Below are 25,077 nucleotides of genomic sequence, written 5' to 3'. Positions count from 1 at the left end.
ACCTTAACCAGGAGTTTTCACACTCCGTGCCATGTCCAAGAAAGAAGTCATGTTCGCACCAGGACGACGACGACCGTTAGAGCTTGTAGCCGAAGGAGCAAGATATTTGGGAGCGAAAGTAGTTTCCGCTGGTATCTTTGCAACTTTGCTGGCTGCGGGTGTTACCTCTGGTTTAGGTTCAGCCTTGGGAGCCTTGCCATTTTTAGAAGCTTTGGTTGACTTGGAGTCGGCTTTAGAAGCAGCAGCTTTTGTTCCATTGGATGACGCTGCGGCGTTTGATGGAACTGTTTCCACTTCTTTTTTAGAATCAGATACAACTTTGTCTGCTACTTTTTTAGTTTCAGTAGTAACTGTTTCTGCTGCTTTTTTAGTTTCAGTAGTAACTGTTTCGACTGCTTTTTTAGCCTCAGCTGCAACTGTTTCGACTGCTTTTTGAGTGTTTGATGCTACTTCTTTTGCTGCCTCTTTAACAGTCTCTAAGGGCTTGATACTCTTTGCCTCGTCTAACTCTAAAAAGTAGCCGTTGCTTTTTTTCTTCGCTGGCGAAAGCTCATTATCGCCTTTTTTCTTACCTGGTAATAGTCCAGTAACAAAACCCAGAATTCCCGCGATGAAGTTTTTGATAAACCCGAACATTACAATTACTCCTGCTGTTTATATTTGGAAACCTAACGCAATTGTGAAGAATTACGTTAAAATGTTACATTTTATCAAAATTTTGTTTACTGACCGATTTTTTGGCATCACCTGTGTGTGTGACACTCCTCATTGGTCTGTGCCGATCTACATTCTAATAACAGTATAGGACAAACGTTTTCAACTCTTTTTCGCTAAATAGGAGCAACAGTGTGTGCCGAGAATTAATTATTAAATTTTACTGTAACTTAGGGCAAGTTTCTGAAAGTTTACTTAACAAAAATTAATGTTATGCAGTAAAACTTAAGTATCTGACTGGAGAAATTGGTTGCCTTTAAACCAGTAGGGGGAGTGTCATAGTGTGTGAGCGCGATCGCGATCGCCTCAATTAAATTTTCTACATAACTAGATTGAGATTAGACATATTTGGGATATGAATACTGAGACACAGCAGCGCAATTCCGTAGTATTGGTACATGGTATTAACGATACCGGGCAAGTTTTCCAGACAATGGCGACCTACCTGAGAAGGCGGGGATGGTCTGTGTATACTTTAGATTTAATTCCGAATAACGGTGATTTCGGTCTGGAGAAATTAGCACAGCAAGTCGCTGATTATATTGCCGACAGCTTTGCCGCAGAACAACCACTAAATTTAGTTGGTTTTAGCATGGGGGGAATTATCAGCCGTTACTACGTGCAGCGACTGGGGGGAATTAATCGCGTACAGCGGTTTATTACCATATCTTCGCCCCATAATGGAACGGCGATCGCTTATGCTTCCCTACGTCCTGGCTGCGTGCAAATGCGTCCTAACAGCGCTTTTCTCCAAGATTTGAATAGTGACGTGGCGATGTTAAAGCAGTTGAATTTTACCTCAATGTGGACACCATATGATTTAATGATTGTGCCGGCAAATAGTTCGCGTCTTCCAATAGGAACAGAGGTGATAGTACCATCAAGGCTGCACCCCTGGATGTTAACCGATTCACGCTGTTTGGCAGCAGTAGCAGAGGCATTAACAGCACCAATTAATTCCGGTCGCCAATTTGGGCATACTCAGGACTTCCAAAAATCGCTTCTGGGTAACGATAATATTTAAACTCCATTAAGTTATGAAAAGGATCTTCTAAAAAGAAAGTGCGGTGTTCTAGAGGAGAACCGACAAAGCGGTCTTTGGCTTCTTCAAAAAAAAGCAGCTGTCGTTGTTGCGATCGCCTTAATAAATCCTCCCAGTCACCCTCAACGGTAAAAATTAGCCCAAAGTGCCTGGGATAGATACCGCGTTGGGGTGTTAGAAGTTCTTTGGTCATGTGCGCTACCAATTGATGATTGTAAAGATTGAGAATCAGCGCGTGCTTATTTTCGCGACCAGCAACGCAGCCAAGCCCATCGACATAATATGCCTTGGTTTGGGCAATGTCAGTAACCGGGAAAGCGAGATGAAATAAAGTTTGGCTCATAGATGACGCGTGTGAAAAGTGGGTGTTAATACTATTTACAATTTATCGAACAAAGTTTTGTTGAGTGTAGATGCGATCGCCCTTTGCTAAAAGCCCCAGTGTTTCTCAAGCTTGTCCTATTTGTAAATATTTTTAAATATGCGGCTTCGGGCGTAGTTTTCTAACCCAATACACGGTTGAGATAATTTTTACGTATATTTAGGCAAGTATCTGATATATTAAAGAGTAACTAAAATCACTTTAATAAAAATAATTCCGTAATAAAGGCTTGCAAACCTCGACATTAACGGGCTATTTGTACTTGCCTATTATGCTTGGAGCAGGCTTTTCGGTTCAATAATCTTAAATTTATAAAAACTGCTAATTTGTAAAGTTTTTATACTGTAATACATTTTTAGTCGGGTTGAGTTCAAAACATAGTTTATACATATGTAAGACACGGTACTTAAAGTATAAATCCAAGTCCTGTTTGTATAAGCAGTTATCAACAGGAATGGTACAGCACCAATTCATCTGATAGCAGGAAATAATCAATGTCCATTAGTTTATTCGATGCCAATGTTTATCGCGCAGCCAACTCTGATTTAGCTGCGGCTGGTCTGACTACAGACGCACAATTACTGTCACACTTCCAAACTTTTGGAATTGATGAAGGACGTACTTTCTCAAGACTTATTGATCTCAACTTCTATCGAGCTAGCAATGAAGACTTAGCTTCATCAGGTTTAACTAGCAATAGGCAAGTGTTTGAGCATCTGCAACAGTTCGGCGTAGCTGAAGGAAGACAGTTTTCAGCATTTGTTAACCTAAATTTTTATCGTGCTAGTAATAGCGATTTAGCCACATTTAACAACGAGCAATTATTTGAGCATTTCCGCAACTTTGGTCTAAATGAAGAGCGGATTTTTTCGGATTTTTTTGATATTAGTTACTACAAAAATAACAATCAAGATTTGGTGTCAGTCGGCTTGAAGGGTCAAGACTTATTAGAGCATTTCCAAAAATATGGTTTAGCTGAAGGTCGGCAATTTTCCACTACTTTTGATGTCAATTATTATCGCAGTCTTTATTCTGACTTCAGTGCAGCCAATCTAAATAATAGGCAATTGTATGAACATTTCCAACTATATGGTTTGACTGAAGGAAGAGCATCATCCTCATCTTTCAATATTAAGGTTTACCTTGCTAATAACTCAGATTTAGTAGCCGCCAAATTGAATAATCAGCAAGCATATCAACACTTTTTAGTTTATGGTCAAAAAGAGGGGCGTCCTGGTAGTGACTATGCCGGAAATACCTTAGACAAAGCTCGTAGCTTTACTTTCAGCCTTGACAGCAACGTTACATTCACAGACTTTGTTGGCAGCAACGATTCTAACGATTACTATCGTGTCACATTAGACAACCTGAGTAATTTTAGCCTTAAACTTGATAATTTGAGCGACAATGCTAATGTTCAAGTGCTAGGTAGTGATGGAAGCACTGTTATTACTGAATCATTGAATATACGCACTAGAGCAGAGTCATTTGTTGGCGGTGTAAACGCTGGTACTTACTACATTAGAGTATTTTCAACGGGTAATAGCAACACTAACTATAATCTCAGCTTGTCTTCTACATCACCCCAGGAAAATGCTTTTAATGGCGATTTAACTAATCAAGTTTTCAACAACCAGCGTACTTCTGTAGCCAAGTCTCTCAGTTTATACAACGGTGCATCCGCTGGTACGCCAAATCAGCAGGGGTATTTAGCTTTTGAAGTTTTACCCTCTGGTAGTAGTACTCAAAGTTCTATAACCAATGGTACTAAGTTAACCAGCATCCAGAATGGGCTTGCTGGCTATAGTAACTACAATTCGCTGCAACCAACTCTAGTTAATTCGTCTTTCCCCACACTTAACCGTACTAATGGGTTTACAATCAATTTTCAAGTGAAGCTAAATAGCGAAAGCCACAGCAGTGATAATAACAAAGACGGACTTATTGACCGCGCCGGTTTCAGCGTGATTGCTATTGGTAATGATAAAAAAGGAATTGAACTTGGTTTTTGGACTGATGAAATTTGGGCGCAAGAAAGCAATCCTTTGTTTACTCACAGCAAGACTGAACGCAAGACTTTTGATACAACAACTTTCAAAAGCTATGAGTTATCAGTTTTAGGTGACACTTACAAACTGTCTGCTAATGGTTCTGGTATCCTTACAGGTAAGGTAAAAGACTACTCTGCATTTAATCATGCAGGCACTTTGCCTTACGACCCATACGAGACACCAAACTTTTTATTCTTTGGTGATAACACCACCTCCGCAAAGGCTGAGATTGAGTTGAAATCTATCTCAGTCGTTGCGGCTTAAGAAGCACTTTTGTAGATATTGAGAGGGTATAGATACCTAAGTGTCTATGCCTTTATTTTATTTAGCCTCGTCGATCGGACAAGATTGGATAATTATTTTTTTGTCTGAGGCAAAAGCGCAAATAAAAGTGCGAAAACAAGGAGTTTTGCAACAAATTTATCAAAAAGCAGCACTTTTGCTTTTCCTAGCTTGTTTATTCTCGTTTTTTGACTGTGATGAAAATAAATCGCAAGTAATCAAGCAATTTTTCACTAAATATACTTATATAAAGATAAATTAATTTAAACCATTACTTCTTTTCTCAGTCATCCTTTTCTCAGTCATAATACGTAAGTAATCAACGATCTAGCTCAATCTAAATTTGTCGCAAAGCTAACTTATGGCTGCTAACTTATTTGATGCCAACTTCTACCGCGCTGCCAATCCTGACTTAGCAGCAGCGGGTTTAACAACAGATGGTCAACTGAGATTGCATTTTGATAATTTTGGTTTAAATGAAGGTCGTCGATTTTCACTGTTTGCCGACCTTAACTTCTATCGTGCCAGCAACTCTGATTTAGCAAGCTTCAGCAATCGCCAATTGTTCGATCATTTGCAAAACAATGGTGTGCAAGAAGGGCGTCAGTTTTCGCCGTTTGTTGATCTCGACTACTACTTGAGTTTAAACTCAGATTTGACTCAAGTTTACAGCGGTAATAGGGAAGGTGCGCTTGACCATTTGCAACGTTTCGGTTTGGATGAAGGACGTACATTCTCCCCCTTTTTTGGGCTGCAAACTTATGAGCTTTTAAATTCAGATTTAAGTAACTTCAATAACCGTCAACTATTTGAGCATCTGCAAACTTATGGTCTAAATGAGGGACGTTTATTCGACGACTTTGTTGACCTGAACGTATATTTGAATGCTAACCCAGATATTAATCAAGCCTTCAACGGGAACCGTGAGTTAGCGTTACAACATCTAGAAATTTATGGTCTGAATGAAGGGCGGACATTTTCACGATTCTTTGATATCAATTACTACAAATCTAACAATCCTGACTTGAGTGCAGCAGGCTTTACAAACAGACAATTATTTAATCACTTTGAGTCATATGGATTGTACTTTGAGGCGCGTCCTGGTAGAAGCGACGTTGCTGGAAACACCTTGAACGCTGCTACTAACATTACCGTAAACTCGAATATCAATTATTACATTGATTATCTAGGAGCATCGGATACTGATGATTACTATCAGTTTGTTTTGAATCAACCAAGTACCTTTTTTCTGGCGGCACTTGAATTTGCTAACAATGATTTACTGCAAAATACATCGGGAGGTGCATTCGGAGAACTTCTTAATAGTACAGGACAGGTTTTAGCGTCTACCGGCAACACTACTCAAACCGATGATTTTGTAAATATACAAACTCCTTTGCAGCCTGGTACTTACTACTTGCACTTCAGAGGATTAGCAGGTGGCGACAATTACGCTTTTGCTATCGGTGCTATTGAATAATATTCAGGTAAATTAACCTAGGACTTACGCTTGCATTGCCTGAAAAACCTAATTTGTCGTAGCGGTAATTCATGAATTACCGCTACTTCAAAACTTTTTTGCGTAAGTCCTATAACCATATGTTTGACCTCTGCTTTTGAGAGGCTTTGAACTTTCCTTTTTCCCTTCCTTGTTCTGGTTCCCAGGCAACTTTCTTTGCTTGGGAACGCAGTTCGCTGTTGCTCTGCTGAGTGAGCCATTCGCGTTTCATCTCTAAAATGGTTATTGTGTTGATGTTCTGCCAAAACTACAGGTGATGCATTTAATGCTTTCTTTTATTTCTTCTTTAAATCCCTGGCTGGTGGGAATCGGATTGAACACAGTTTTATTGGGTGTAGCTTTTATTGCTCCCAAAAAGCTGCTTACCCCAGCTGGTTTATTGCACGCTTGGTTTCTAGGTGTGCTGCTTTGGGGAACCCTCGGCTGGCAAGGATATGTAGTAGTAATGTTCTACTTTCTTGTTGGTTCTGCGGTTACACGTATCGGTATGAAGCAAAAACAAGCAGAGGGAATCGCCGAAAAGCGTTCTGGGGCAAGAGGTCCAGAAAACGTTTGGGGTTCAGCTTTGACTGGAGCGCTGTGTGCTTTGGCAATCGGCATAATAAATGGGGGATTTATTTCTACTCCCGACTTTATACAATTGTATGGGCGGGGGAACCCCGCCCCTACCGCTCTGCTATTATTGGGTTTTGTTGCCAGTTTTAGTACTAAACTTTCTGATACCTGTGCTAGTGAAGTTGGTAAAGCATACGGTAAAAGCACCTTTTTGATTACTACGCTGCAACCAGTGCCACGAGGGACAGAAGGAGCGGTAAGTTTAGAAGGAACTCTGGCTGGTTTGGTAGGATCGGCTGCGATCGCACTTTTTGCTTGGGGTGTCGGTTTAATTAATATACTCGGTGTAGTTTGGTGTCTTCTAGCAGCCTTTATTGCCACTAACATAGAAAGTCTGATTGGCGCAACTTTGCAATCTAAATATACATGGTTAACTAACGAAGTCGTTAATATATTAAATACATTAATTGGTGCGATCGCTGCAATCGTATTCGCCTTAATATGGGCAATCTAGGCGCAATTGCTGCCCACCGGAAAAAGCTTTGTTAAATATTTAACAGATTAATTTAAAATTTTTTCAGAATTAAAGTAACATAAATAACCTTTTTTCTAACCATCTTTGCGTGTTTAACTTCTTCATCTTTTTCACGTAAATACAAATATGCCAACAATTAAGCGCGTGTTTTGATTAGGCGATCGCTGTTCGCCTGACGGTACGATTCAACGTTACTATGTTGGTCAAGGTGATAAAGATTATGCCTTAGTGAAGAATTTTAACAAGAACGATAAAGATGAGTTATTCTTTGGTGGGAAACTAGAAGATTACACCTTTGAAAATGTTGATGGGAATCTACGGATATCGTATCAAGGGGATTTGGTCAGGCGATCGCCTAAATTTACCAGCTATCTTCACCTCCAAGTTCAAGGCTTATTCCCTGATTTCGATATCTTCGTTTTAAACGTAAATGAGTCTGTTGCACCTACCGAAAGCTGATGAGGTTTTCTACGGTAATGATGCAAACGACCTTCCAAGTGCGATCGCGCTGACGCAGCCGATTATTAAGTTAGGCGATCGCGATCAATTTGTCAGCAGCGATCTTGAATACCAAACAGCCTTCCACTATCCTAGGAATGGCTGTTTTGTCGTCTCTAAGAGAAAATTTGTCTTTTAGTTAGCTTAATTTAACTCAGATGTTTACTGATTAAATGCCTCGCCCCTGAGGTTACACTAAAATGGGCAGAAGTTCAACTCAAAATCAGCAGGATTCACTGACAAACTTCAGTATACTTTTATAGTCATATTTACGTATCTAGTTCATGGAATCTTTATCATTTTTAACAGTCAATGACCAGTCAATTTCTATCCAGCAAGCAGTAAAATATTTGCAAGCCTCCGGAAAACTCGCACAGTTTATGAGCGATATTCTCCGCCAGTATGTAATTGAGCAAGAAATTCGCACGCGAGAAGATATTGACATCAGTCCGGCTTTAACCGAACAGACAATCATTGATTTTCGGCTCAAAAACCAACTCACAGACCCCCAAAGTTTCCAAGGATGGCTAAAAAACAACGGTACAGATTACGCTACCTTTTACTCATCAGTAGCTTTAGGCTTCAAATTAGAAAGACTTAAAGCCGTAGTTACACAAGCAAAACTGCAAGAATATTTTATTGAACGCAAAATTTATTTAGATCGAGTAGTACTTTCTCGGATAATTGTTGATAATCGAGAACTCGGTGAGGAACTACAAACCCAAATCGAAGAAGGAGCAAGTTTTGAGCAACTGGCAAGAGAATACTCACTTGCAGATGACAAAATAGTAAGCGGCATGATGGGACCTGTAAGTAGGGGAACGATGCCGGATATACTAAGGGCGGCTGTTGATGTAGCAAAGCCCGGACAATTGGTAGGACCGATAGAACTAGAAGGACGCTATGGTTTGTTTCGAGTAGAACAATTTCTTCCCGCGTCTTTAGAAGATACTCAACTAAAGCAAGCACTACAAAATGAGTTGTTTGAGAAATGGCTAGCAGAGAAAATTCAAAAGCTGACAGTGAAGCTGCAAGTGAGCTAAAACTTGGGGAAAATGAATCTTTAAAAATAAGCGTGCTAGCAACTCTACCTTGGAATCAACCGCCCCTAGGCTGGCTAACTCCCGAACAACAATCTCAATTGCAAAATCGATCGGAAACCCGTCGGTACAAGCTAGGGGAAAAAATCTGGTCAAAGCAAGAAGGAATTTATCAATTCTTTATTGTTTCTGGTAAAGTCCGCTTGCGCGAAGAAGGTGTCGGTACACCGTTAGCAACCCTAGAAGCAGGGGATTGGTTTGGTGAGTTGCACTCATCGTCTGTAGATTTTAAAGCAGTAGCTGCCAGTAAAGAAGTAGTAGTAGTTCGCTGGGATAAAGCACTGTGGGCAGAATTTTCCACACCACAAATTGAGCAGTTCTTTTGCGGTGAAGAAAAGGGGGAGACAAGGGGACAAGGGAGACAAGGGGGACAAGGGGAGGACACTTCCGTGCGGGGGTGGAGGAGTGAGGAACGTGTCCGTGGACGACAACCAGACAACCAGACAACCAGACAAGAAGAATTTTCCGTCCTCTCGCCATCTCGCCATTCCCCCCAGACTCCAAAGCCCCCCATCCCCACGCCAGAAGCCTCTTTTGTCGGAGAGGCTACGCGAACAACGGAGGGAACCTCCGCACAGCGCTGGCTCGCCTCGGACACTCGGACACTCCCCCACTCCTCGACTGCTGTATCCGGTTATCCATTTGTTTCTAACTCAAACACAGCAGCCGCTTGTTTAACAATGGTGGCGCAAAAGTTAGACAATCCCTTGCAACTGGAATGGGTACAACGCCAACTGAGAGGACAACGCCCAAAAAATGTTGTCGAAGCCGCTGAGAAGTTAGGCTTTGTTATGCGGCGTTTGCAAGTAAGTTGGAGTGAATTACGTTCGTTATCTTTCCCGGCTTTATTACAGTGGGGTGGTGAGCAAGGAAAACAAGGCAATTGGGTGGTAGCATATGGCGTGAGAGGCGATCGCCTAATTATTGCCAATCCCAAATCAAGCGATCGCACTTGTGAAGGCGTTTCCCAATCAGTCGCCGAAACAGCTTGGGATGGACAACTTTGGCAAGTAGAAGTCATCCAGCAGCAAGAAAAATTCAACCTCAGTTGGTTCATTCCCGCAGTTTCAAAATACAAGGGATTACTCGGCGAAGTCTTGCTGGCATCTTTTACTTTGCAACTTTTGGGATTAGCAACACCGCTAATTACCCAAGTCGTCATCGATAAAGTGATGGTGCAAGAAAGTTTGCCCACACTTGATGTGATGGCGATCGCTCTTTTGTCAGTATCACTGTTTGAAGCAGCACTCGGCATTCTCCGGCTGTTTATCTTTACCCATACAGCTCGTCGTCTGGATCTGAGTTTATCAGCGCAGCTATTTCGCCACCTGATGCGGTTGCCTCTATCTTATTTTGAGTCGCGGCGCGTCGGTGACACCGTAGCACGAGTTCAAGAACTAGAACAAATCCGCCAGTTTCTCACAGGTACAGCGTTAACTGTAATATTAGATAGCATCTTTGCTGTAGTTTACCTGGCATTGATGTTTTACTACAACGTGCAACTTACCGCAGTCGCCTTGGCAGTACTGCCGTTATTTGCCATACTGACAATCATATCAACACCAATTTTGCGAGGTTGGCTGAACGAAACATTTAACCGCAGTGCTGACAGTCAATCGTTTCTGGTAGAGACGGTGACAGGAATTCACTCAGTCAAAGCACATGCAGCCGAACCAGTAGCACGCGATCGCTGGGAAGGTTTATTTGCTCGCTTCATCCGCACAGGTTTCAAAGCCTCCACCACCTCCAACATTAGCAGCAACATCGGTGACTTTCTCACCAACTTTTCCAGCCTGCTAATACTCTGGTTTGGCGCCAAATTAGTCATCGAACAAAAACTGACCATCGGGCAGTTGGTGGCATTTCAAATGCTTTCTGGGAGGGTAACAGGACCATTATTACGCCTAGTCCAACTGTGGCAAAATCTCCAACAAGTTCTACTTTCAGTTGACCGAATTGGTGATATTCTTAACGTTGCCCCAGAAGCTGAAGCCGGAACCGGTCTAGTTTTACCACCCCTCAAAGGAGAAGTCGCTTTTGAGCAAGTCTTTTTCCGCTACCGACAAAATACTGAACCGGTTCTGCGCGGAATCTCTTTTAACGTTCAACCAGGACAGTTTGTTGGCATTGTCGGACGGTCAGGTTCTGGTAAAAGTACTCTTTCCAAGCTGTTGCAGCGCCTTTATCAAATAGAATCAGGACGCATCCTCATCGATGGTTTTGATATCAAAAGTGCCGATCTTGCCTCATTGCGTCAACAAATTGGGGTAGTTCTCCAAGAAGACTTTTTATTTAACGGTACCATCTTGGAAAATATCACCCTCGGCAATCCCGACATTACTGCCGAACAAGTTGTAGAAGCTGCCAGATTAGCTGTTGCTCACGATTTTATCAGTGAATTACCCTACGGCTACGAAAGCAATGTTGGCGAACGCGGTACAGCTTTATCTGGTGGACAACGCCAACGTATTGCTTTAGCGAGGTTATTTCTCTCCCAAGCGCCAATATTAATTTTAGATGAAGCTACCAGCGCCTTGGATAGTGAAACTGAACAGCAGGTTCTGCAAAACTTGCAAAAAGTTTCTAGTAACCGCACCGTGTTTCTGATTGCCCACCGCTTTGCACCCCTCAAACGTGCCGATTTGATTTTGGTGATGGAACGTGGTGTAATTGCCGAACGTGGTACGCACTCACAACTGTTGCAAGAAAAAGGTTTGTATTGGTCACTATATCAACGCCAGCAGGCAAATATCTAATCAGTTCCTTGCATTACAACATCGCGTTTGCTTTTGTCGTATTACATTCAACCACGAACTGATATAGAAAGACATTGGCAATAAATTCTCTTCTACTGTCTCTGAGGTGAGAGGAGATAAGAAAGGAAAAATATTTACCAGAAGTCCGATCTGCACAAGCTGTAGCTCAGACTTTCTCTTTATTTATCATATTTACCAGGAGCTACGGGGGAAAGGGGAAACGAAAAAAGCGGAAAATCTGAGCGGAGGTTTCCTCCGTTCCCCGAAGGGGTTGCCGTTGGCGAAGCCTCTCGTTCGCCCTTGGCGTCTGGTGAAGGAGAAGAGAAGGCATCAGACTTTTTCAAGACAGGGTAAAGTCCGTAGGGTGCGTTAACGTAGTAACGCACCCTACTTAGCCACTTAGTTTTATTATTACCGTAAAGATTAAGTAAAACTTTTATATTTTCTTTGTTAATTTAAGCACAAAATAATTTTTTTTTTACAAAAGAAAGCCATCATCTAATTTGATAAAATATATACCTCCTGTACCGGATCGAAAATATGCCAGTGGATTACGCAGGCAACAGTCTAGATAAAGCTAGAAAACTTGATATTAGTAGCAATGGCCAAAGTTTTACGGATAGAGTCGATAATCTCGACCTAAATGATTTTTACAGCTTCAACCTCAGCAGTCGTAGCAGTTTTCATCTTAAGCTTGATGGCTTAAAAGCAGATGCTGATGTGGCGCTGATTCGGGATGCTAACAATAATGGTCAATTTGATCAAGAGGAGGTATTAAGTGCTTCCACTCTTAGTGGTAAGCAAGCAGAATCAATTAATGAAATCTTGGGTGCAGGCAGTTATTACATACGGGTTTACCCGGATGCTAATGCAAAGACCAACTATAAATTAACAGTCTGGGCAACACCCTTTGATGATGCTATTAGCACCATAGTTTCTACTTCTGCTGATTTAGCAATAAATCCGACTTCTGTTAACACACAAGTGAGTGTAGGGAGTGCGATCGCAGCCGCATCTCCTACTAACAACACAAACATTGTCACTGGAACTCTCAGGGCAGATACCTTTAATTTTCAATCTGGCTTCAACCAAACAATTTACTTTGGCAATGGCAACGTTGACTACGGTAGTGGAGCGCGAGACCTGCTCAATTTGTCACAGATTGCTTCTACTTCAGTCACAACCAACTATGCAGATAACTTAAAAGGCGGTGTAGTTTACAACGCAGGCAATGGTAATCGTTTATATGATGCCATAACATTTAGCGACGGTAGCAAAATTTTGTTTCAGGGTATTGAAACCATTCAATTTAAAGACAAAACCGTTGACTTATTTGTGAAACCTAACGACCCTTTGTTTAATCAACAGTGGGACTTGCAGATGACCGATGTTCATAATGCGTGGCGTATCACTCAAGGAAACGATCAAGTTGCAATTGGCATTGTAGATACAGGGTTGGGAGCCAATAGCAGTGGTATTCACCCCGATGTACGCTTCACCTCCACAGTGGCTAACAACTACTTCGATGAATCAGCAACTTACTCTCACGGTACTCGTGTCGAAGGAACCATTGCAGCTGCTAGTAACAATGGTATAGGGATAGCTGGTATTAACTCGATATCTCCTGTTGAAATGATCGATGTCATCGGTGGTGACCCAGGAGATTATGATTTAGTTCAAGCTACACAGACACTGATTGATTGGGCTGGAGGTAAAAAGCTGGTTATAAACTACAGCTTGTCTGGTGGTAGCTCACCTGCATTTGAGAAACTGGTTGCTGATAACAAAGATAAAGTCTTATTTGTAATTGCATCTGGCAATCAAGACCAAAATACAATTGCCAGTCCCGCATCATTAGCGCAAACTAACAACAACGTCATGGCAATAGGTTCTTCTTTTGGAACTCAAGATTGGTATGGCAATGCAAAAACACCAGGGGAGGGCATCTCTTATCCAGGTTGGTGGGGTTATAACCGTGGAACTGGCTTGACTTTAATGGCACCATCTGAATTTATTGCCACATCTGCTACTCGTGCTGATGCATCTGCAACCTATGAGTTCGGCTACTATGACCGTTTTAATGGAACATCAGCATCAGCAGCTGTTGTTACGGGGATAGCTTCTTTGGTGTGGGGTGTTGATCCAAATCTCACTGCTGGACAAATCAAGACTATTCTCTCAGAAACAGCCTACGATTTGGGTGCAGCCGGCTATGACACGGTTTATGGCTACGGACTAGTTAATGCGGATGCTGCTGTACGACGAGCAGAAGCTCTTGACAGGGGTTTTGCTTAATCATTGCAATAACTCCTGCCCTACCTTTAGGGAAGTCGTTTTTAGATTAGGTGTGTCTACCATTTTCCCATCTAAATGCCTTGCTATATGCTCTGCCTTAATCTTCAGTAGAGGCAGAGTTTTTTAGTAGTTCGCTTCAGAATAAAGCGCGATCGCAACTCATACAATCATGCACTACCTGTGAATCACTTCAATTCAGGCAATGCATGATTTTTGCGACATAAAAAACGTTACTCTTTTCTCCTCAGTGTTTTTCCCTCTGTGGAGAAGACTGCTTTGTTAAGTCACAAGTTTTTAGTATAATTTATAACTCAAATATTCAAATTTTTCCGCTTGAATCTCAGCAAGTTTTCGGAAAAATCTCTAAGTATTAGTATTTTAAAATACGTAAAATTATCATAGCTGTTTTGGTAGATAAAGCAGCAGTATAGAACTACGCATATCAACTTAATTTTGAAACGTAGCTATAAAAGCTTTACAAAACACAGAGTTCAGGGTGTGTTTTGTCAATTTATCTTGAGCATAGGACGCAGAAATATTTATGCCATTTGATTACGCTGGCAATAGTTTAAGTACAGCAAATAATTTAAAGATTACTTCCATAATCAATAAAATTACAGACTGGGCAGGCACAAGCGATCCAAACGATTATTACACATCTAGTCTCAGTGGTCGCAGTAGCTTTAATCTTGCCCTTAACGATCTATCAGCGAATGCAGATGTGCAGCTGTTAGACAAAAATGGAGCCGTAGTTACAGGTTCTTATAGTGGTAGTCGCAAGGCTGAATCTATCAGCAGAATTCTAGAAATAGTTAGTTACTACATCCGAGTCAACCGAGTAGGTGATGCGAATACTAGCTACAAACTGAGCGTTTCTGGCAACGAAGCACCGCAATTATTACAATTTGGCACCGATAAAAGCAGCTATCAAGTAGGCGAAACTGTCAAACTGACTAACGCTACAGTATTTGATGGCAATGGTGTCAGTGACTTAGCGCAAGTAGATTTCCGATTGCAAAAAGATGGTGGAAGCTGGGACATCATCAGCAATGCAAACAAGTTCAGCGCTGACAGCAACAGTAACCGTGCTAGCTTTAACTACAGTTTAAGTAATCTAACTGCTGGTAAATATCAGTTATGGGCGAAAGCCTACGATAAATCCGGTGCTACTAGCAACACTTACCAAACAAGCTTTAGCATTTCTGCCAACGAAGCACCGCAATCATTACAATTCAACACTGATAAAAGCAGCTATCAAGTAGGTGAAACTGTCAAACTTACTAACACTCAAATATTTGATGGTAATGGTGTCAGTGACTTAGCGCAAGTAGAGTTCCGATTGCAAAAAGATGGTGGAAGCTGGGACATCATCAGCAATGTGGATAAATTCAGCGCTCAAAGTAGCGATAACCGCAATGCTAGCTTTAACTACACGATTAGCGGTCTAACTAATGGTAAATATCAGTTGTGGGCACGAGCATACGATCAATCCGGTGCTACTAGCAACACTTATCAAACAAGCTTTAGCATTTTGCAACCGACTCCTGTAGTTGCCGATTCTGGGGATTGGTTTGACCAAAATATTCAGGATACTGGTATACGTGCAGCAACAAGGTCGCGTTTCGCAGATAACCTCTTAGACCGCAACGATATTATTAGCATCTTGCGTGAAGCTAAAGATAACAGTGTAGTTGATGCTACAGAAATTAAAGACCTTCGCACTTTAGTTAGCAATGCCTCTTACTTAAAAATTCCCGAACATGTCCGCGTTTTGGCTAACAAAGTTGTTAACGGTGATGTTGCTAATCAAAAGTATCAGGGTAATACACTGGGTAACTTGGATGCTGGTAGTAATGACGTGCAGTTGGAGAACTTAATTAGTAAGTGGTTTTTTGGTGGCGATCGCCCAACAACTTCCTACACTTATCAATATGCTAGTGGTTCTCTGTTCCAAAATGGCATCAGTTATCAAGACATAAAACAAGGTGTGATTAATGACTGCTACTTATTGACGGGTTTAGCAGAAACAGCTTTCCGTTCACCCAGCACAATTGAAAATATGTTTATTGATAACGGTGATAATACTTTCACCGTGCGTTTATGGAAAAATGGGGTAGCTGACTATGTGACGGTAGACAGATATTTACCAACCACTGATACAGGGTATTTAGCTTATGCAAATAAGGGGAATTACTATAATAATTCTACAAATGAATTATGGGTAACTCTTGCAGAAAAAGCTTATGCCCAACTCAATGAATCTGGATGGATTTATCAAGATAATACCAATTCTTACAAAGGTATTGGTCATGGTGGATATATTGCGGATGCTTTTTCCCAAATCACCGGACGTAACGTTTCTAGTTTTAACGTTATCGACTTTAATTCAATAGTCAATGCGTTTAATTCCGGTCAATTAATTGGGTTAGCGACTTTAGAAACTGGAGTTGCATCAAATATCCTCGCCGCTCATGCTTATGCACTGGTAGGTTACAATTCCTCTACCCAAAAGTTTACTCTTTTCAACCCTTGGGGAATCGATAACGGCTCCTCAAAACCGGGCATTTTAGAATTGGCTTGGAATGAAATTGCAAGTAACTTTAGTTATTGGGATTCTACCAAAACTATATCAACTTAGAATATCGTGGGGCGTTGCGCGTACAAAGCCTACCTTCGCTGCTGTAGGGTGTGTTACCGCGAAGCGCGTAACGCACCATCCTAGAAGCGCGTAACGCACCATCCTAGATTTTCGGTGCGTTACGGAAGCCGTAACACACCCTACACCATTTTCTAATTATTTGTGCCTACCTACTTTTAGCCTAGGACTACACAAACAAAGCCTTCCGGAGCGCAGGCTTTTAGACATTAAGTCCTTGTCATGCGGACGAGCGTTTTTGTAGCCGCGAATGCGCGTCGCCGGGTAATGAGTTTTGTATCTATATAATTTGTTAGTTCCTAAATATACAAATAAAGACTTTATTAAAATATTTATTCAATGACAATTGTTACTTGCATACTCTTGTTTGTAAGCAAATTGGCATTTTCACATTTAAATTCATAGTAATTATTGGCAAAGGAAAGTAATTTCTTTTTTAAAACCTTGGCAGAAAGGTTTTAACAGCTTGTGCTGTCAAAACAACTTGATACATATCAGGAAAAAATACTTATGAAAATTTATTCTAATAAAAACAATTATTATGATAAAAAGCTCAATTACACTTCTATATCCTCACTAGATTCCTTTAATCAAAAGGATGATTACAACTTTCGTTTTGGCAGTCACAGCAGCTTCAATACAGCAACAAATGACGTGCAGATGCTCGATTCCTCTACTACTGCTTATAGTGAAAACTATAACTATACCGATGGCTATGGTTTAATTAATGCCGCAGATGCAGTGAGTAAAGCTGCTGGTAAGAAGACTTTTGCTGATGTTCCTAACCTCGGTGAAAATAATTGGGGTGCTGACCTTGTAAAAGCGCCGTCAGCGTGGGCGACGGGATACACTGGTAAGGGTGTTGTCGTTGCTGTGGTTGATACTGGAGTTGACCGCAACCATGACGACTTAAAGGATAATATCTGGACTAATAGTAAAGAAATTGCTAACAACGGCATAGATGATGATGGCAATGGCTATGTTGATGATTTCAACGGTTGGAACTTTGACGGCAACGATAATAACACCTTAGATGTAGCTGGTCATGGCACTCATGTTTCTGGTACTATTGCTGGAGAGAATAACAACTTCGGTGTGACTGGCATTGCCTATGATGCGAAGATTATGCCAGTCAAAGTTCTAGATGACTCAGGTAGTGGTTCTTATGATGCGATCGCACAGGGTATTCGTTATGCTGCTGACAATGGAGCCAATGTCATCAACCTCAGCTTAGGTGGCAGTTATCCTGACAGCGGTCTAGAATCAGCTTTGAAATATGCTAGCAGCAAAGGAGCGATCGTTGTCATGGCAGCGGGTAATGAGAGTGGCTTCCAACCAGGATACCCTGCCCATTACGCAGACGAAACCGGAATTGCTGTTGGTGCTGTCGATAAGGAAAATAATTTGGCTAGCTTCTCTAATTTAGCCGGATTTAACCCACTCACCTACGTTACAGCTCCAGGAGTCGATGTTTACTCGACACTTCCGGGTAATAAGTATGCTGATTATAGTGGCACATCGATGGCAAGTCCTCACGTTGCTGGTGTAGTCGCATTGATGCTGAGTGCTAACCCTAATTTAACAGATGCCCAAGTGCGTCAAATTCTCGAAGACACTTCTGGAAATAGTACACAAGCTGCAAATTCTAACTTCAGCTTAAGTTCTACAACTCAGAGCGATCAACTTTTTGCAAATATATCTACTACCTCATTCCAATCTTCCCCGGAAATTGCCGACGACTTTTTGCAAAGTTTTAGCAGTGGAATTAAAAGTAATTCTATAAATTTTTTCTCAAGTTACAAGCCCGCAACTTTCAGCTTCACGGATAGTTTTATTCAAGAGAATCAAATCTTGATACCACAATTGGGGTTACAATCCCAATATTATCAGGACATTTTCGGCATCAATAGCTTTGACAGCGATGCTCTTGTTGAAAACATATTAAAACAACCAAAAATACAAATCGAAGAGTATCAGGATTGGTTGTTTGATATCAATTCAGAAATAGTTTAGAAAAGATGACTTATGGGAAAAACGCTCCGACAGGCTGTCATATCATGTCCGTTTAATTAACAGTAATAAAAACATATCTACCGTCGTAGAGACGTGGGCGTGTGGAACGTCTCTACAGTATGTGTGATTTGCGCTCCCACGATATGAGAAGCTGCGCGTCGTTGCACCGCCAAATCTACCTGACAGAGAAAGCCTCGCTAAATCGGCGCGTCACCGGCTCCATGATGAAAGTCAAAATTGACTTCTTGCGCGTGACAATTTCGCCATTAGCAGTCATCCCGGGTGTAAATGCAACTTCTTTATCCCGTACCATTACAAAATGTTTATTCAGCTTAATTCTGGTGGGGAAAACTAAGCCTAATTCTTTATCAACGATCGCATTCGGACTTACTTGCACAACCTCACCGTTAACTGTGCCAAATTCCTGAAAAGGAAAGGGTTGCATTTTCACTTTGGCTTTCATTCCCTCACGAATAAAGCCAATATCCCGATTTAAAACTTTCACCTCTAGCAATAAGTCCTCGCCTTCTGGTAAAATAGATAGTAACTCTTCACCTGATTGCACCGGTCCTTTAGTTGCTTTGATTCTGTAGATAGTTCCGGCAACCGGAGCTTTGATAGTTTCGTCATCTTGTTGCTTTCTTGCCTGTTCTAACTGACCTTCAACGTTGGTCATTTCTTCTTTGCGCTTGTTAAACTCGGTCAAGATTTCACTTTGACGCTCTGATGCTACACGTTGCGCTTGATTGCGGGTGCTTTGATAAGCTGCTTCGAGAGAGCGAGTTTCTTGCTTTTGCCCAGCGATATCTTTTTCTAACGAGGCTACTTTATCTTGCTCTTCGTTAAGTTTGGTTTGAGCATTGACTATCTCATCTTTTGCCCTGGTAATTTGTGCATTTACCTGGTTGAATGATTCTTGCGCTTGCAAGTATTGTAACTTCGCTACGCCACCGCTCGCAAGTAAAGATCCGAGTCTGTCTACTCTTTCTTGGGCAATCTTCAGGTTAGGTTCAGTTTGATTGCGGACTTGTTTAGCGTTTTCCAGATTATTTCTAATATTAGCAAGATTACTTCTGGCGTTGTCTAAATTATCTTCCAAACGGGTGAGGCGTACTTTTGATTGGTCAATTAATGCTAGTTGCCGGTTGGCATCGGCTTCAGCTGCTGCTTGACGTGCTTTGAAGTCTTGCAAACGAGAGTTTAAAAGTTCATTTTGTAGTTGCGTTCCGGCTATTGTACCACCAATACGTTCTGCATCCAAACGCCGCATGTCTTCTTGAATCAATTTTACAGATTTGCTGAGGCGAGCAACATCGGTTTTTTGCATATCTGGGTTGCGTTGAAGCAAAACTTGGTCTTTAGCAACGCGATCGCCTTCTTTAACATTCACTGCGACAATTGACCCACCACCCAGCGCTGTCACCGGTCGCACTTGTGCCGAAGGAATTAATTCTCCTGGTGCGATCGCTACTTCATCTATTTGCGAAAAATGCGCCCAGGCGATCGTTCCAAATATCACCGCACTAATTGTTCCTGCTAAAATTCTCGTGTATAGCGGTGGTAATTCCTGTACCGCTTTACCTAATTCATAAGATAATTGGTCTTCTGGTTTAGCAAATCTTTCTTTTGTCTGACGTGCTTGAGCAGCATTTGCAACTATGGAAGATTTCATATTTGGTTAGTGGTTAGGTGTTAGTTGTTAGTTGGAGCGTTGTTGGATGGAGCGTTGTTGGATGGAGCGTTGTTAGTTGGAGCGTTGTTAGTTGGAGCGTTGTTAGTTGGAGCGTTGTTGTTTTAATAACCACGCTCCCACTATCTACTATCCACTATCAACTATCAACTATCAACTATCCACTAACAACTAACCAGTTAAACTGCTAAATAACGCTTGATAAAACTTTCCAAGCTTTCTAGCTTAAAATTGTAAATCGCCTCTAAATTGGCAATTTCCTCAGTTTTACAGAAAAATTCATTCGCTAGCAATGTACGAAAGGTTCCCAAAGCTTTTTGTCCTTCGGAATTAAACAAACCTAATGCACCCCGTAACCCATCAACTAGCAAAAGTGGTGGGTTAATCAATACTGGCTCTTTGTTGAAGATGCGACCAAAAATCCGAGGAATATCTCCTCGCAATAAAATGGACGGTCCCCCAACTGGTAAAATTTTGTTACGAGCAGCTGAAACTGTCACAGAATCTACTACGATTTTTGCTAAATCATCTGTACTTACAATTGAAGTACGGTTTTTCGGGTCGCCAATAAGCAAATAAAGTCCCGTTTCCCGAAACCGTTCTGCTAATGGCAGCAAATTTGATGCTAATCCAGCTGGGCGTAAAATAGTGTAATTTAAACCACTGGCTTGTAAATAGCGCTCTACTGCTCGTTTTGCTTTGAAAACCGGAGCATCTTCATACCCTCGGTCAACACCCAGTACGGAAATAAAGACAAAGTGTTCTACTTTATTGGCTTTTGCTTGATCGATTAATTCAATATTCGCTCGGTAGTCCAGGGATAAGGCATTGCTACCAGAACCGTGGGCGCTGATAATATACTGTACGCCCTGACAAGCTTTCTGGATATCTTTTTCTTCTTGCAAATCGCCGATGAAGATGTCAGATCCTCGGTGTTCTAACTCGCTGTAACGCGATGTGAGACGGACAAATGACCTGACGGACATATCTTGTGTACGTAGTAGTCGCACGACTCTGCGACCAATATCTCCTGTTGCTCCAGTGACCAGAAACATATAAATTTGAATTATGTGTTGGGTGTTGGTGGTTGGGTGGAGTGTTGTTAGTTGTTAGTTGTTGGTTGTCAATGGGCATTGGGCATTGGGCATTGGGAATTGGGAATTGGGAATTAAAGAAGTTCTTTGAAAGCGAGTGGGTGAATAAATACGATTCTTTCCATGCCCCATGCCCCATGCCCCACTAACCACTATCGACTATCCACGCTCCCACTACCCACATCCTAAAATCTAAAATTCAACAATGACGGGTGTATGGTCGCTGGGTTGAGGTAATTTTCTCGGTTCTATGTCAATGGTGCAGCTGACTGCACGCTCGTACAAAGCTTCCGTTAAATAATGATGATCGATTCGCCAACCTAAGTTACGGCGAAAAGCGGCAGCGCGATAGTCCCACCAGCTATAATGTCCGCCTTCTGTGGTAAATTTACGAAAGGCATCAGAAAATCCTAAGGCGAGAATGTTTCGTAAGGCTTGACGTTCCTGTGGAGATGACATGATATGATTTTCCGCAATTACGCCTTCATGAATATCTTCCGGCTCTAAGGCTATATTAAAGTCGCCACACACGCAGATTGTTGGTTGGGATGATAAGAGCGTAGACCCGGAGGGGCTTGTCGTCAGACATCGCAAATACTCTAAGAGCAATTTTAACCATTCAAGCTTATATTCATATTTTTCGCTGCCTACGGCTGAACCATTGGGAACGTAAAGATTAACGATGCGAATGCCATTATTTACACCTGTAATCACCCGCTTGGACTCATCCCAAGTTGGCTCTATATCCGCCAAAATTGACGTAAAACCAGTACTTACATCTGTAAGCGGTTCGCGACTAATCAGAGCTACACCGTTGTAAGCTTTTTGCCCTGATGTATACAGATGATAGCCTAATTCCTCAAAAGGCGATCGCGGAAAGTTACTATCTACAACTTTGGTTTCTTGTAAGCACAGCACATCAACCAAATTTTCACTCAACCAATTAACAACGTGTTCTAAACGAGTACGAATTGAGTTGACATTCCAAGTAGCTATTTTCATTTTTTTAAAGTTGTGATTTATCAAGATTTATTAAGTTAGTTTTAGTCAACAAAAATTCATTTCAAACAAAAATTTAGTATTTTCAACTACAAAATATCTTAATAAATATATGAACCCGAAGATAGATGAAAGTATTTAGAATTACCCTGTAGGATAGATATGAGGTAGCCTGATAGCTGTGTGGTAATAGTATTTAATTAGTTAATTGTATTTTCCAAGTACGGTTAACCGATATTTTGGTCTGGGGAGTAAATAAGGTTAATTTAAATTGCAAGCGCTTAAGTAGAAATGCTCTACGTCATAATATTTAAGTGTCTGATGTGAGGAATTTTTTAACAAAACAAGCAAAACAAAGAAATGAAAATCGCTCAAGTAGCCCCCTTGTGGGAACAAGTTCCACCTCCAAGTTATGGAGGAATTGAGTTGGTAGTGAGTCGATTGACTGATGAACTAGTGCGTCGAGGTCATGATGTAACTTTGTTCGCTTCTGGTGATTCACAAACGTTAGCTGATTTAAAAGCAGTTTATCCGCGTGCATTGCGCTTAGACCCGAATGTCAAAGATTATGGCGTGTATGAAACGCTCGAACTCAGCCAAGTTTACCAAAATGCAGCGGAATTTGACATCATCCATTCCCATGTAGGGATTTCGGCATTACCTTTAGCGAGTTTGGTATCCACACCCACAGTTCATACTTTGCATGGTAAATTTACGAACGACAACCGTAATGTATTTTCTCACCATCAAAAGCAAGCATACGTCAGCATTAGTAACGCGCAGCGTCAAATCGATCTGAACTACGTCGGCACAGTATACAACGGAATTAATCCGGCAGATTATCCTTTTGTCGCCAAACCTGAAGAACCGCCATATTTAGCATTCTTAGGACGCTTTTCACCAGAAAAGGGACCGCAACATGCGATCGCCATAGCTAAAAAAACAGGTTGGCGTCTGAAAATGGCTGGAAAAGTCGATTTAGTAGACTCTAAGTTTTTTGAACAAGAAATAGCTACAGAAATCGATGGTCAGCAAATTGAATACCTCGGTGAAATCAACCACGCCGAAAAAGCTGAACTTCTGGGCAATGCTACTATTACGCTTTTCCCCATTAGCTGGAGCGAACCTTTTGGTTTAGTAATGATTGAATCAATGGCTACTGGAACACCAGTAATTGCCATCAACTTAGGTTCCGTACCGGAAGTGATCGCCCAAGGCGTTACAGGTATGGTTTGCCAAAGTTATGATGAAATGGCGGCAACGATTAAATCTGCTTTAGAATTTAGTCGTCAAACTTGCCGAGAATACGTAGAAAACAACTTTAGTGTTAGCCAAATGGTTAACGGCTACGAAGCGGTTTATGAAAAAATAATTCAAGACCGTATTCATTCTAACGGGCGCGTTCGTGTCGGCAATATCCGCTTTTAATTAACGCTTTTTTTCTACTTAAAACAAACAACGATTTTTTGTCAAGGAGGACATTCGTATGAGTATGAGAGCCAACACCTGTCCGTGTTGCGGTGCTTCCCTGCTACGTCATGTCCGTCAAGGTGAATTATACTGGTTTTGTCAATCTTGTCGTCAAGAAGTTCCACAGCTAACAGTTTCTCGCTCGACTAACAAAGAAACCAGAACCACAGGAGTGCTTACTCCTCCAGCAGTCAATTCTTAAATTACCCAGACTGATTCTTAAAGTTCAAAGTTCCTTTAGAAACCCGACTTCTTTAATAAGTCGGGTTTCACAGACAAGAAGTCGGGTTTGGTGGACACTCACCTGGTAAAATCAGGTCAAGGTAATTAATGGGTTTTGGCTGTGTTAGCAGCATTGCTTTATGGTCAGGAAGATTTACGCTTAGAGTCAGTTGCCGATCCTACTCCTGGTAAGGGTGAAGTCGTAATCCTTGTGGGATGTGCGACAACTTGTGGCACGGATTTGAAAGTTTGGCGGCGCGGCGGTCATGCTAAGATGCTTAAGCCTCCGACTTTGTTTGGTCATGAGGCAGCTGGACGAATTGTCGCTAATGGTGCAGGTGTTACGGGTTGGAAAATAGGCGATCGCGTAGTCGCTAATAATTCTGCCCCATGCATGAAATGCTTTTTTTGTCAACGTCAAGAATATTCGCTTTGCCCAAATCTAACTTGGAATAATGGCACTTTTGCGGAGTACTTGAAAATTCCCGCAGCGATTGTACAGCATAATTTATTGCCGATTCCGGAAGATTTGCCCGATGAATTGGCAGCGATGACGGAACCTTTAGCTTGTGTATTGCACGGGGTAGCGCGTTCTAATGTGAAAGCTGGGGATAAAGTAGTCGTATTGGGAGATGGAGCGATCGGCTTGATGTTCGTCGCCAAGTTAGCGTATGATTGCGCTGCTGAGGTGTTTCTGTTGGGTGGTAACGATACTCGGCTAGAAATTGGGAAAAAGCTGGGTGCAGTAAAGACTTTTAATTATCGTCAAATAGCAGATATTCCCAGTTTAGTGAAAGAACTTACCGATGGGTGGGGTGCAGATGTGGTGATAGAAGCGACTGGTGTACCGAGTGTTTGGGAAAGTGCGATCGCCTGCGCTCGTCCTGGTGCTACTGTCAACTTATTCGGTGGTTGTCCGCGAGATACGACAATTACTGTCAATACAGAACAGTTACATTACAGCGAGCTTACACTCAAAGGCGTATTTCACAACACTCCGAAGTTTGTGCGGGAAGCTTTATCACTCATCGCAAGTCGAAAAATTCCCTTTGAGTTACTTATTAGCGAACAGCGTCCTTTGAAAGATTTAGAACAAGTATTTTGTGATATGAAAGCACGTAAAGTAATTAAAGTAGCGATGATTCCCTAAACTATAGTAGCAATGATTCCGTAAGTAGGGTGCGTTACCGCTTCGCGGTAACGC

Annotated in this window: 20 protein-coding genes; 15 read left to right on the top strand and 5 right to left on the bottom strand. The window is 41.6% G+C overall.

The features are described from left to right. Window positions 1–3 precede the first annotated feature (3 nt). Entirely contained in the window at window positions 4–636 is a 633-nt protein-coding gene (locus tag AABK37_RS00240) for a hypothetical protein (protein WP_432549617.1), read from the bottom strand. 433 nt (window positions 637–1,069) lie between these two features. Between AABK37_RS00240 and AABK37_RS00235 the strand changes: the two genes are divergently transcribed. After that, entirely contained in the window at window positions 1,070–1,738 is a 669-nt protein-coding gene (locus AABK37_RS00235; RefSeq protein WP_432549616.1) for an esterase/lipase family protein, read from the top strand. On the opposite strand, the gene AABK37_RS00230 is transcribed toward AABK37_RS00235, so the two are convergent. Continuing rightward, window positions 1,668–2,099 carry a VOC family protein gene (locus AABK37_RS00230; RefSeq protein ID WP_432549615.1) on the bottom strand — a complete coding sequence of 144 codons (432 nt, stop codon included), beginning with the start codon at window positions 2,097–2,099 and terminating at the stop codon, window positions 1,668–1,670. The genes AABK37_RS00235 and AABK37_RS00230 overlap by 71 nt on opposite strands. 533 nt (window positions 2,100–2,632) lie before the next feature. Here AABK37_RS00230 and AABK37_RS00225 point away from each other — a divergent pair. The 11 genes from AABK37_RS00225 to AABK37_RS00175 all read left to right on the top strand — a co-directional run bounded on the left by AABK37_RS00225 (window position 2,633) and on the right by AABK37_RS00175 (window position 18,398). Next, complete coding sequence (locus AABK37_RS00225; protein WP_432549614.1) at window positions 2,633–4,453, top strand: choice-of-anchor Y domain-containing protein; 1,821 nt, start codon at window positions 2,633–2,635, stop codon at window positions 4,451–4,453. A 100-nt stretch (window positions 4,454–4,553) separates the two neighbouring features. Next, the gene (locus tag AABK37_RS00220; RefSeq protein WP_432549613.1) at window positions 4,554–4,733 is read left to right on the top strand and encodes a hypothetical protein; all 180 of its coding nucleotides are present in this window, start codon (window positions 4,554–4,556) and stop codon (window positions 4,731–4,733) included. A gap of 99 nt (window positions 4,734–4,832) precedes the next feature. Next, on the top strand, window positions 4,833–5,951 hold the full coding sequence (locus tag AABK37_RS00215) for a hypothetical protein (protein ID WP_432549612.1): 1,119 nt from the start codon (window positions 4,833–4,835) through the stop codon (window positions 5,949–5,951). A 304-nt stretch (window positions 5,952–6,255) separates the two neighbouring features. After that, the gene (locus tag AABK37_RS00210) at window positions 6,256–7,059 is read left to right on the top strand and encodes a TIGR00297 family protein (protein ID WP_432549611.1); all 804 of its coding nucleotides are present in this window, start codon (window positions 6,256–6,258) and stop codon (window positions 7,057–7,059) included. Between the two features lie 249 nt (window positions 7,060–7,308). Continuing rightward, entirely contained in the window at window positions 7,309–7,539 is a 231-nt protein-coding gene (locus tag AABK37_RS00205; protein WP_432549610.1) for a hypothetical protein, read from the top strand. Beyond that, window positions 7,520–7,717, top strand: a complete 198-nt coding sequence (locus tag AABK37_RS00200) for a hypothetical protein (protein WP_432549609.1) — start codon at window positions 7,520–7,522, stop codon at window positions 7,715–7,717. The genes AABK37_RS00205 and AABK37_RS00200 overlap by 20 nt, the downstream gene beginning before the upstream one ends. 145 nt (window positions 7,718–7,862) lie before the next feature. Continuing rightward, on the top strand, window positions 7,863–8,621 hold the full coding sequence (locus AABK37_RS00195) for a peptidylprolyl isomerase (protein ID WP_432549608.1): 759 nt from the start codon (window positions 7,863–7,865) through the stop codon (window positions 8,619–8,621). After that, window positions 8,570–11,434, top strand: a complete 2,865-nt coding sequence (locus AABK37_RS00190) for a type I secretion system permease/ATPase (RefSeq protein ID WP_432549607.1) — start codon at window positions 8,570–8,572, stop codon at window positions 11,432–11,434. The genes AABK37_RS00195 and AABK37_RS00190 overlap by 52 nt, the downstream gene beginning before the upstream one ends. Window positions 11,435–11,974: 540 nt before the next feature. Then, a complete protein-coding gene (locus AABK37_RS00185; protein ID WP_432549606.1) occupies window positions 11,975–13,729 on the top strand; it encodes a S8 family serine peptidase in 1,755 nt (584 codons plus the stop codon). A 541-nt stretch (window positions 13,730–14,270) separates the two neighbouring features. Then, window positions 14,271–16,367, top strand: coding sequence for a C2 family cysteine protease (locus tag AABK37_RS00180; RefSeq protein WP_432549605.1), 2,097 nt, complete (start codon window positions 14,271–14,273; stop codon window positions 16,365–16,367). Between the two features lie 528 nt (window positions 16,368–16,895). After that, entirely contained in the window at window positions 16,896–18,398 is a 1,503-nt protein-coding gene (locus tag AABK37_RS00175) for a S8 family serine peptidase (protein ID WP_432549604.1), read from the top strand. Between the two features lie 175 nt (window positions 18,399–18,573). Here AABK37_RS00175 and AABK37_RS00170 read toward each other — a convergent pair whose 3' ends face one another. The 3 genes from AABK37_RS00170 to xth all read right to left on the bottom strand — a co-directional run bounded on the left by AABK37_RS00170 (window position 18,574) and on the right by xth (window position 22,184). Further along, window positions 18,574–20,070, bottom strand: coding sequence for an HlyD family efflux transporter periplasmic adaptor subunit (locus AABK37_RS00170; protein WP_432549603.1), 1,497 nt, complete (start codon window positions 20,068–20,070; stop codon window positions 18,574–18,576). A 197-nt stretch (window positions 20,071–20,267) separates the two neighbouring features. Beyond that, complete coding sequence (locus AABK37_RS00165) at window positions 20,268–21,143, bottom strand: SDR family oxidoreductase (RefSeq protein ID WP_432549602.1); 876 nt, start codon at window positions 21,141–21,143, stop codon at window positions 20,268–20,270. A gap of 231 nt (window positions 21,144–21,374) precedes the next feature. Then, window positions 21,375–22,184 (bottom strand): exodeoxyribonuclease III, encoded by an 810-nt coding sequence (gene xth, locus AABK37_RS00160; protein WP_432549601.1) that lies wholly within the window; start codon window positions 22,182–22,184, stop codon window positions 21,375–21,377. Between the two features lie 357 nt (window positions 22,185–22,541). Between xth and AABK37_RS00155 the strand changes: the two genes are divergently transcribed. The 3 genes from AABK37_RS00155 (at window position 22,542) to AABK37_RS00145 (ending at window position 25,023) form a co-directional block, all read left to right on the top strand. Continuing rightward, window positions 22,542–23,609 carry a glycosyltransferase family 4 protein gene (locus AABK37_RS00155; RefSeq protein WP_432549600.1) on the top strand — a complete coding sequence of 356 codons (1,068 nt, stop codon included), beginning with the start codon at window positions 22,542–22,544 and terminating at the stop codon, window positions 23,607–23,609. A gap of 58 nt (window positions 23,610–23,667) precedes the next feature. Then, entirely contained in the window at window positions 23,668–23,853 is a 186-nt protein-coding gene (locus AABK37_RS00150; RefSeq protein WP_432549599.1) for a hypothetical protein, read from the top strand. 141 nt (window positions 23,854–23,994) lie between these two features. Further along, complete coding sequence (locus AABK37_RS00145) at window positions 23,995–25,023, top strand: zinc-dependent alcohol dehydrogenase (protein WP_432549691.1); 1,029 nt, start codon at window positions 23,995–23,997, stop codon at window positions 25,021–25,023. The last annotated feature ends 54 nt before the right edge of the window (window positions 25,024–25,077 follow it).

The organism is Tolypothrix sp. VBCCA 56010 (assembly GCF_050875635.1).
Classification (GTDB): domain Bacteria; phylum Cyanobacteriota; class Cyanobacteriia; order Cyanobacteriales; family Nostocaceae; genus Hassallia.
This window is presented reverse-complemented; position numbering and strand designations above follow the sequence as displayed.

Excerpts from the sequence above, each read along its gene's own strand:
- AABK37_RS00225 (WP_432549614.1), top strand. The coding sequence starts at position 2,633 with ATGTCCATTAGTTTATTCGATGCCAATGTTTATCGCGCAGCCAACTCT.
- AABK37_RS00180 (WP_432549605.1), top strand. The coding sequence starts at position 14,271 with ATGCCATTTGATTACGCTGGCAATAGTTTAAGTACAGCAAATAATTTA.
- AABK37_RS00175 (WP_432549604.1), top strand. The coding sequence starts at position 16,896 with ATGAAAATTTATTCTAATAAAAACAATTATTATGATAAAAAGCTCAAT.
- AABK37_RS00210 (WP_432549611.1), top strand. The coding sequence starts at position 6,256 with ATGCTTTCTTTTATTTCTTCTTTAAATCCCTGGCTGGTGGGAATCGGA.
- AABK37_RS00230 (WP_432549615.1), bottom strand. The coding sequence starts at position 2,099 with ATGAGCCAAACTTTATTTCATCTCGCTTTCCCGGTTACTGACATTGCC.
- AABK37_RS00165 (WP_432549602.1), bottom strand. The coding sequence starts at position 21,143 with ATGTTTCTGGTCACTGGAGCAACAGGAGATATTGGTCGCAGAGTCGTG.
- AABK37_RS00240 (WP_432549617.1), bottom strand. The coding sequence starts at position 636 with ATGTTCGGGTTTATCAAAAACTTCATCGCGGGAATTCTGGGTTTTGTT.
- AABK37_RS00190 (WP_432549607.1), top strand. The coding sequence starts at position 8,570 with ATGGCTAGCAGAGAAAATTCAAAAGCTGACAGTGAAGCTGCAAGTGAG.
- AABK37_RS00185 (WP_432549606.1), top strand. The coding sequence starts at position 11,975 with ATGCCAGTGGATTACGCAGGCAACAGTCTAGATAAAGCTAGAAAACTT.
- AABK37_RS00195 (WP_432549608.1), top strand. The coding sequence starts at position 7,863 with ATGGAATCTTTATCATTTTTAACAGTCAATGACCAGTCAATTTCTATC.
- xth (WP_432549601.1), bottom strand. The coding sequence starts at position 22,184 with ATGAAAATAGCTACTTGGAATGTCAACTCAATTCGTACTCGTTTAGAA.
- AABK37_RS00170 (WP_432549603.1), bottom strand. The coding sequence starts at position 20,070 with ATGAAATCTTCCATAGTTGCAAATGCTGCTCAAGCACGTCAGACAAAA.
- AABK37_RS00150 (WP_432549599.1), top strand. The coding sequence starts at position 23,668 with ATGAGTATGAGAGCCAACACCTGTCCGTGTTGCGGTGCTTCCCTGCTA.
- AABK37_RS00235 (WP_432549616.1), top strand. The coding sequence starts at position 1,070 with ATGAATACTGAGACACAGCAGCGCAATTCCGTAGTATTGGTACATGGT.
- AABK37_RS00155 (WP_432549600.1), top strand. The coding sequence starts at position 22,542 with ATGAAAATCGCTCAAGTAGCCCCCTTGTGGGAACAAGTTCCACCTCCA.
- AABK37_RS00215 (WP_432549612.1), top strand. The coding sequence starts at position 4,833 with ATGGCTGCTAACTTATTTGATGCCAACTTCTACCGCGCTGCCAATCCT.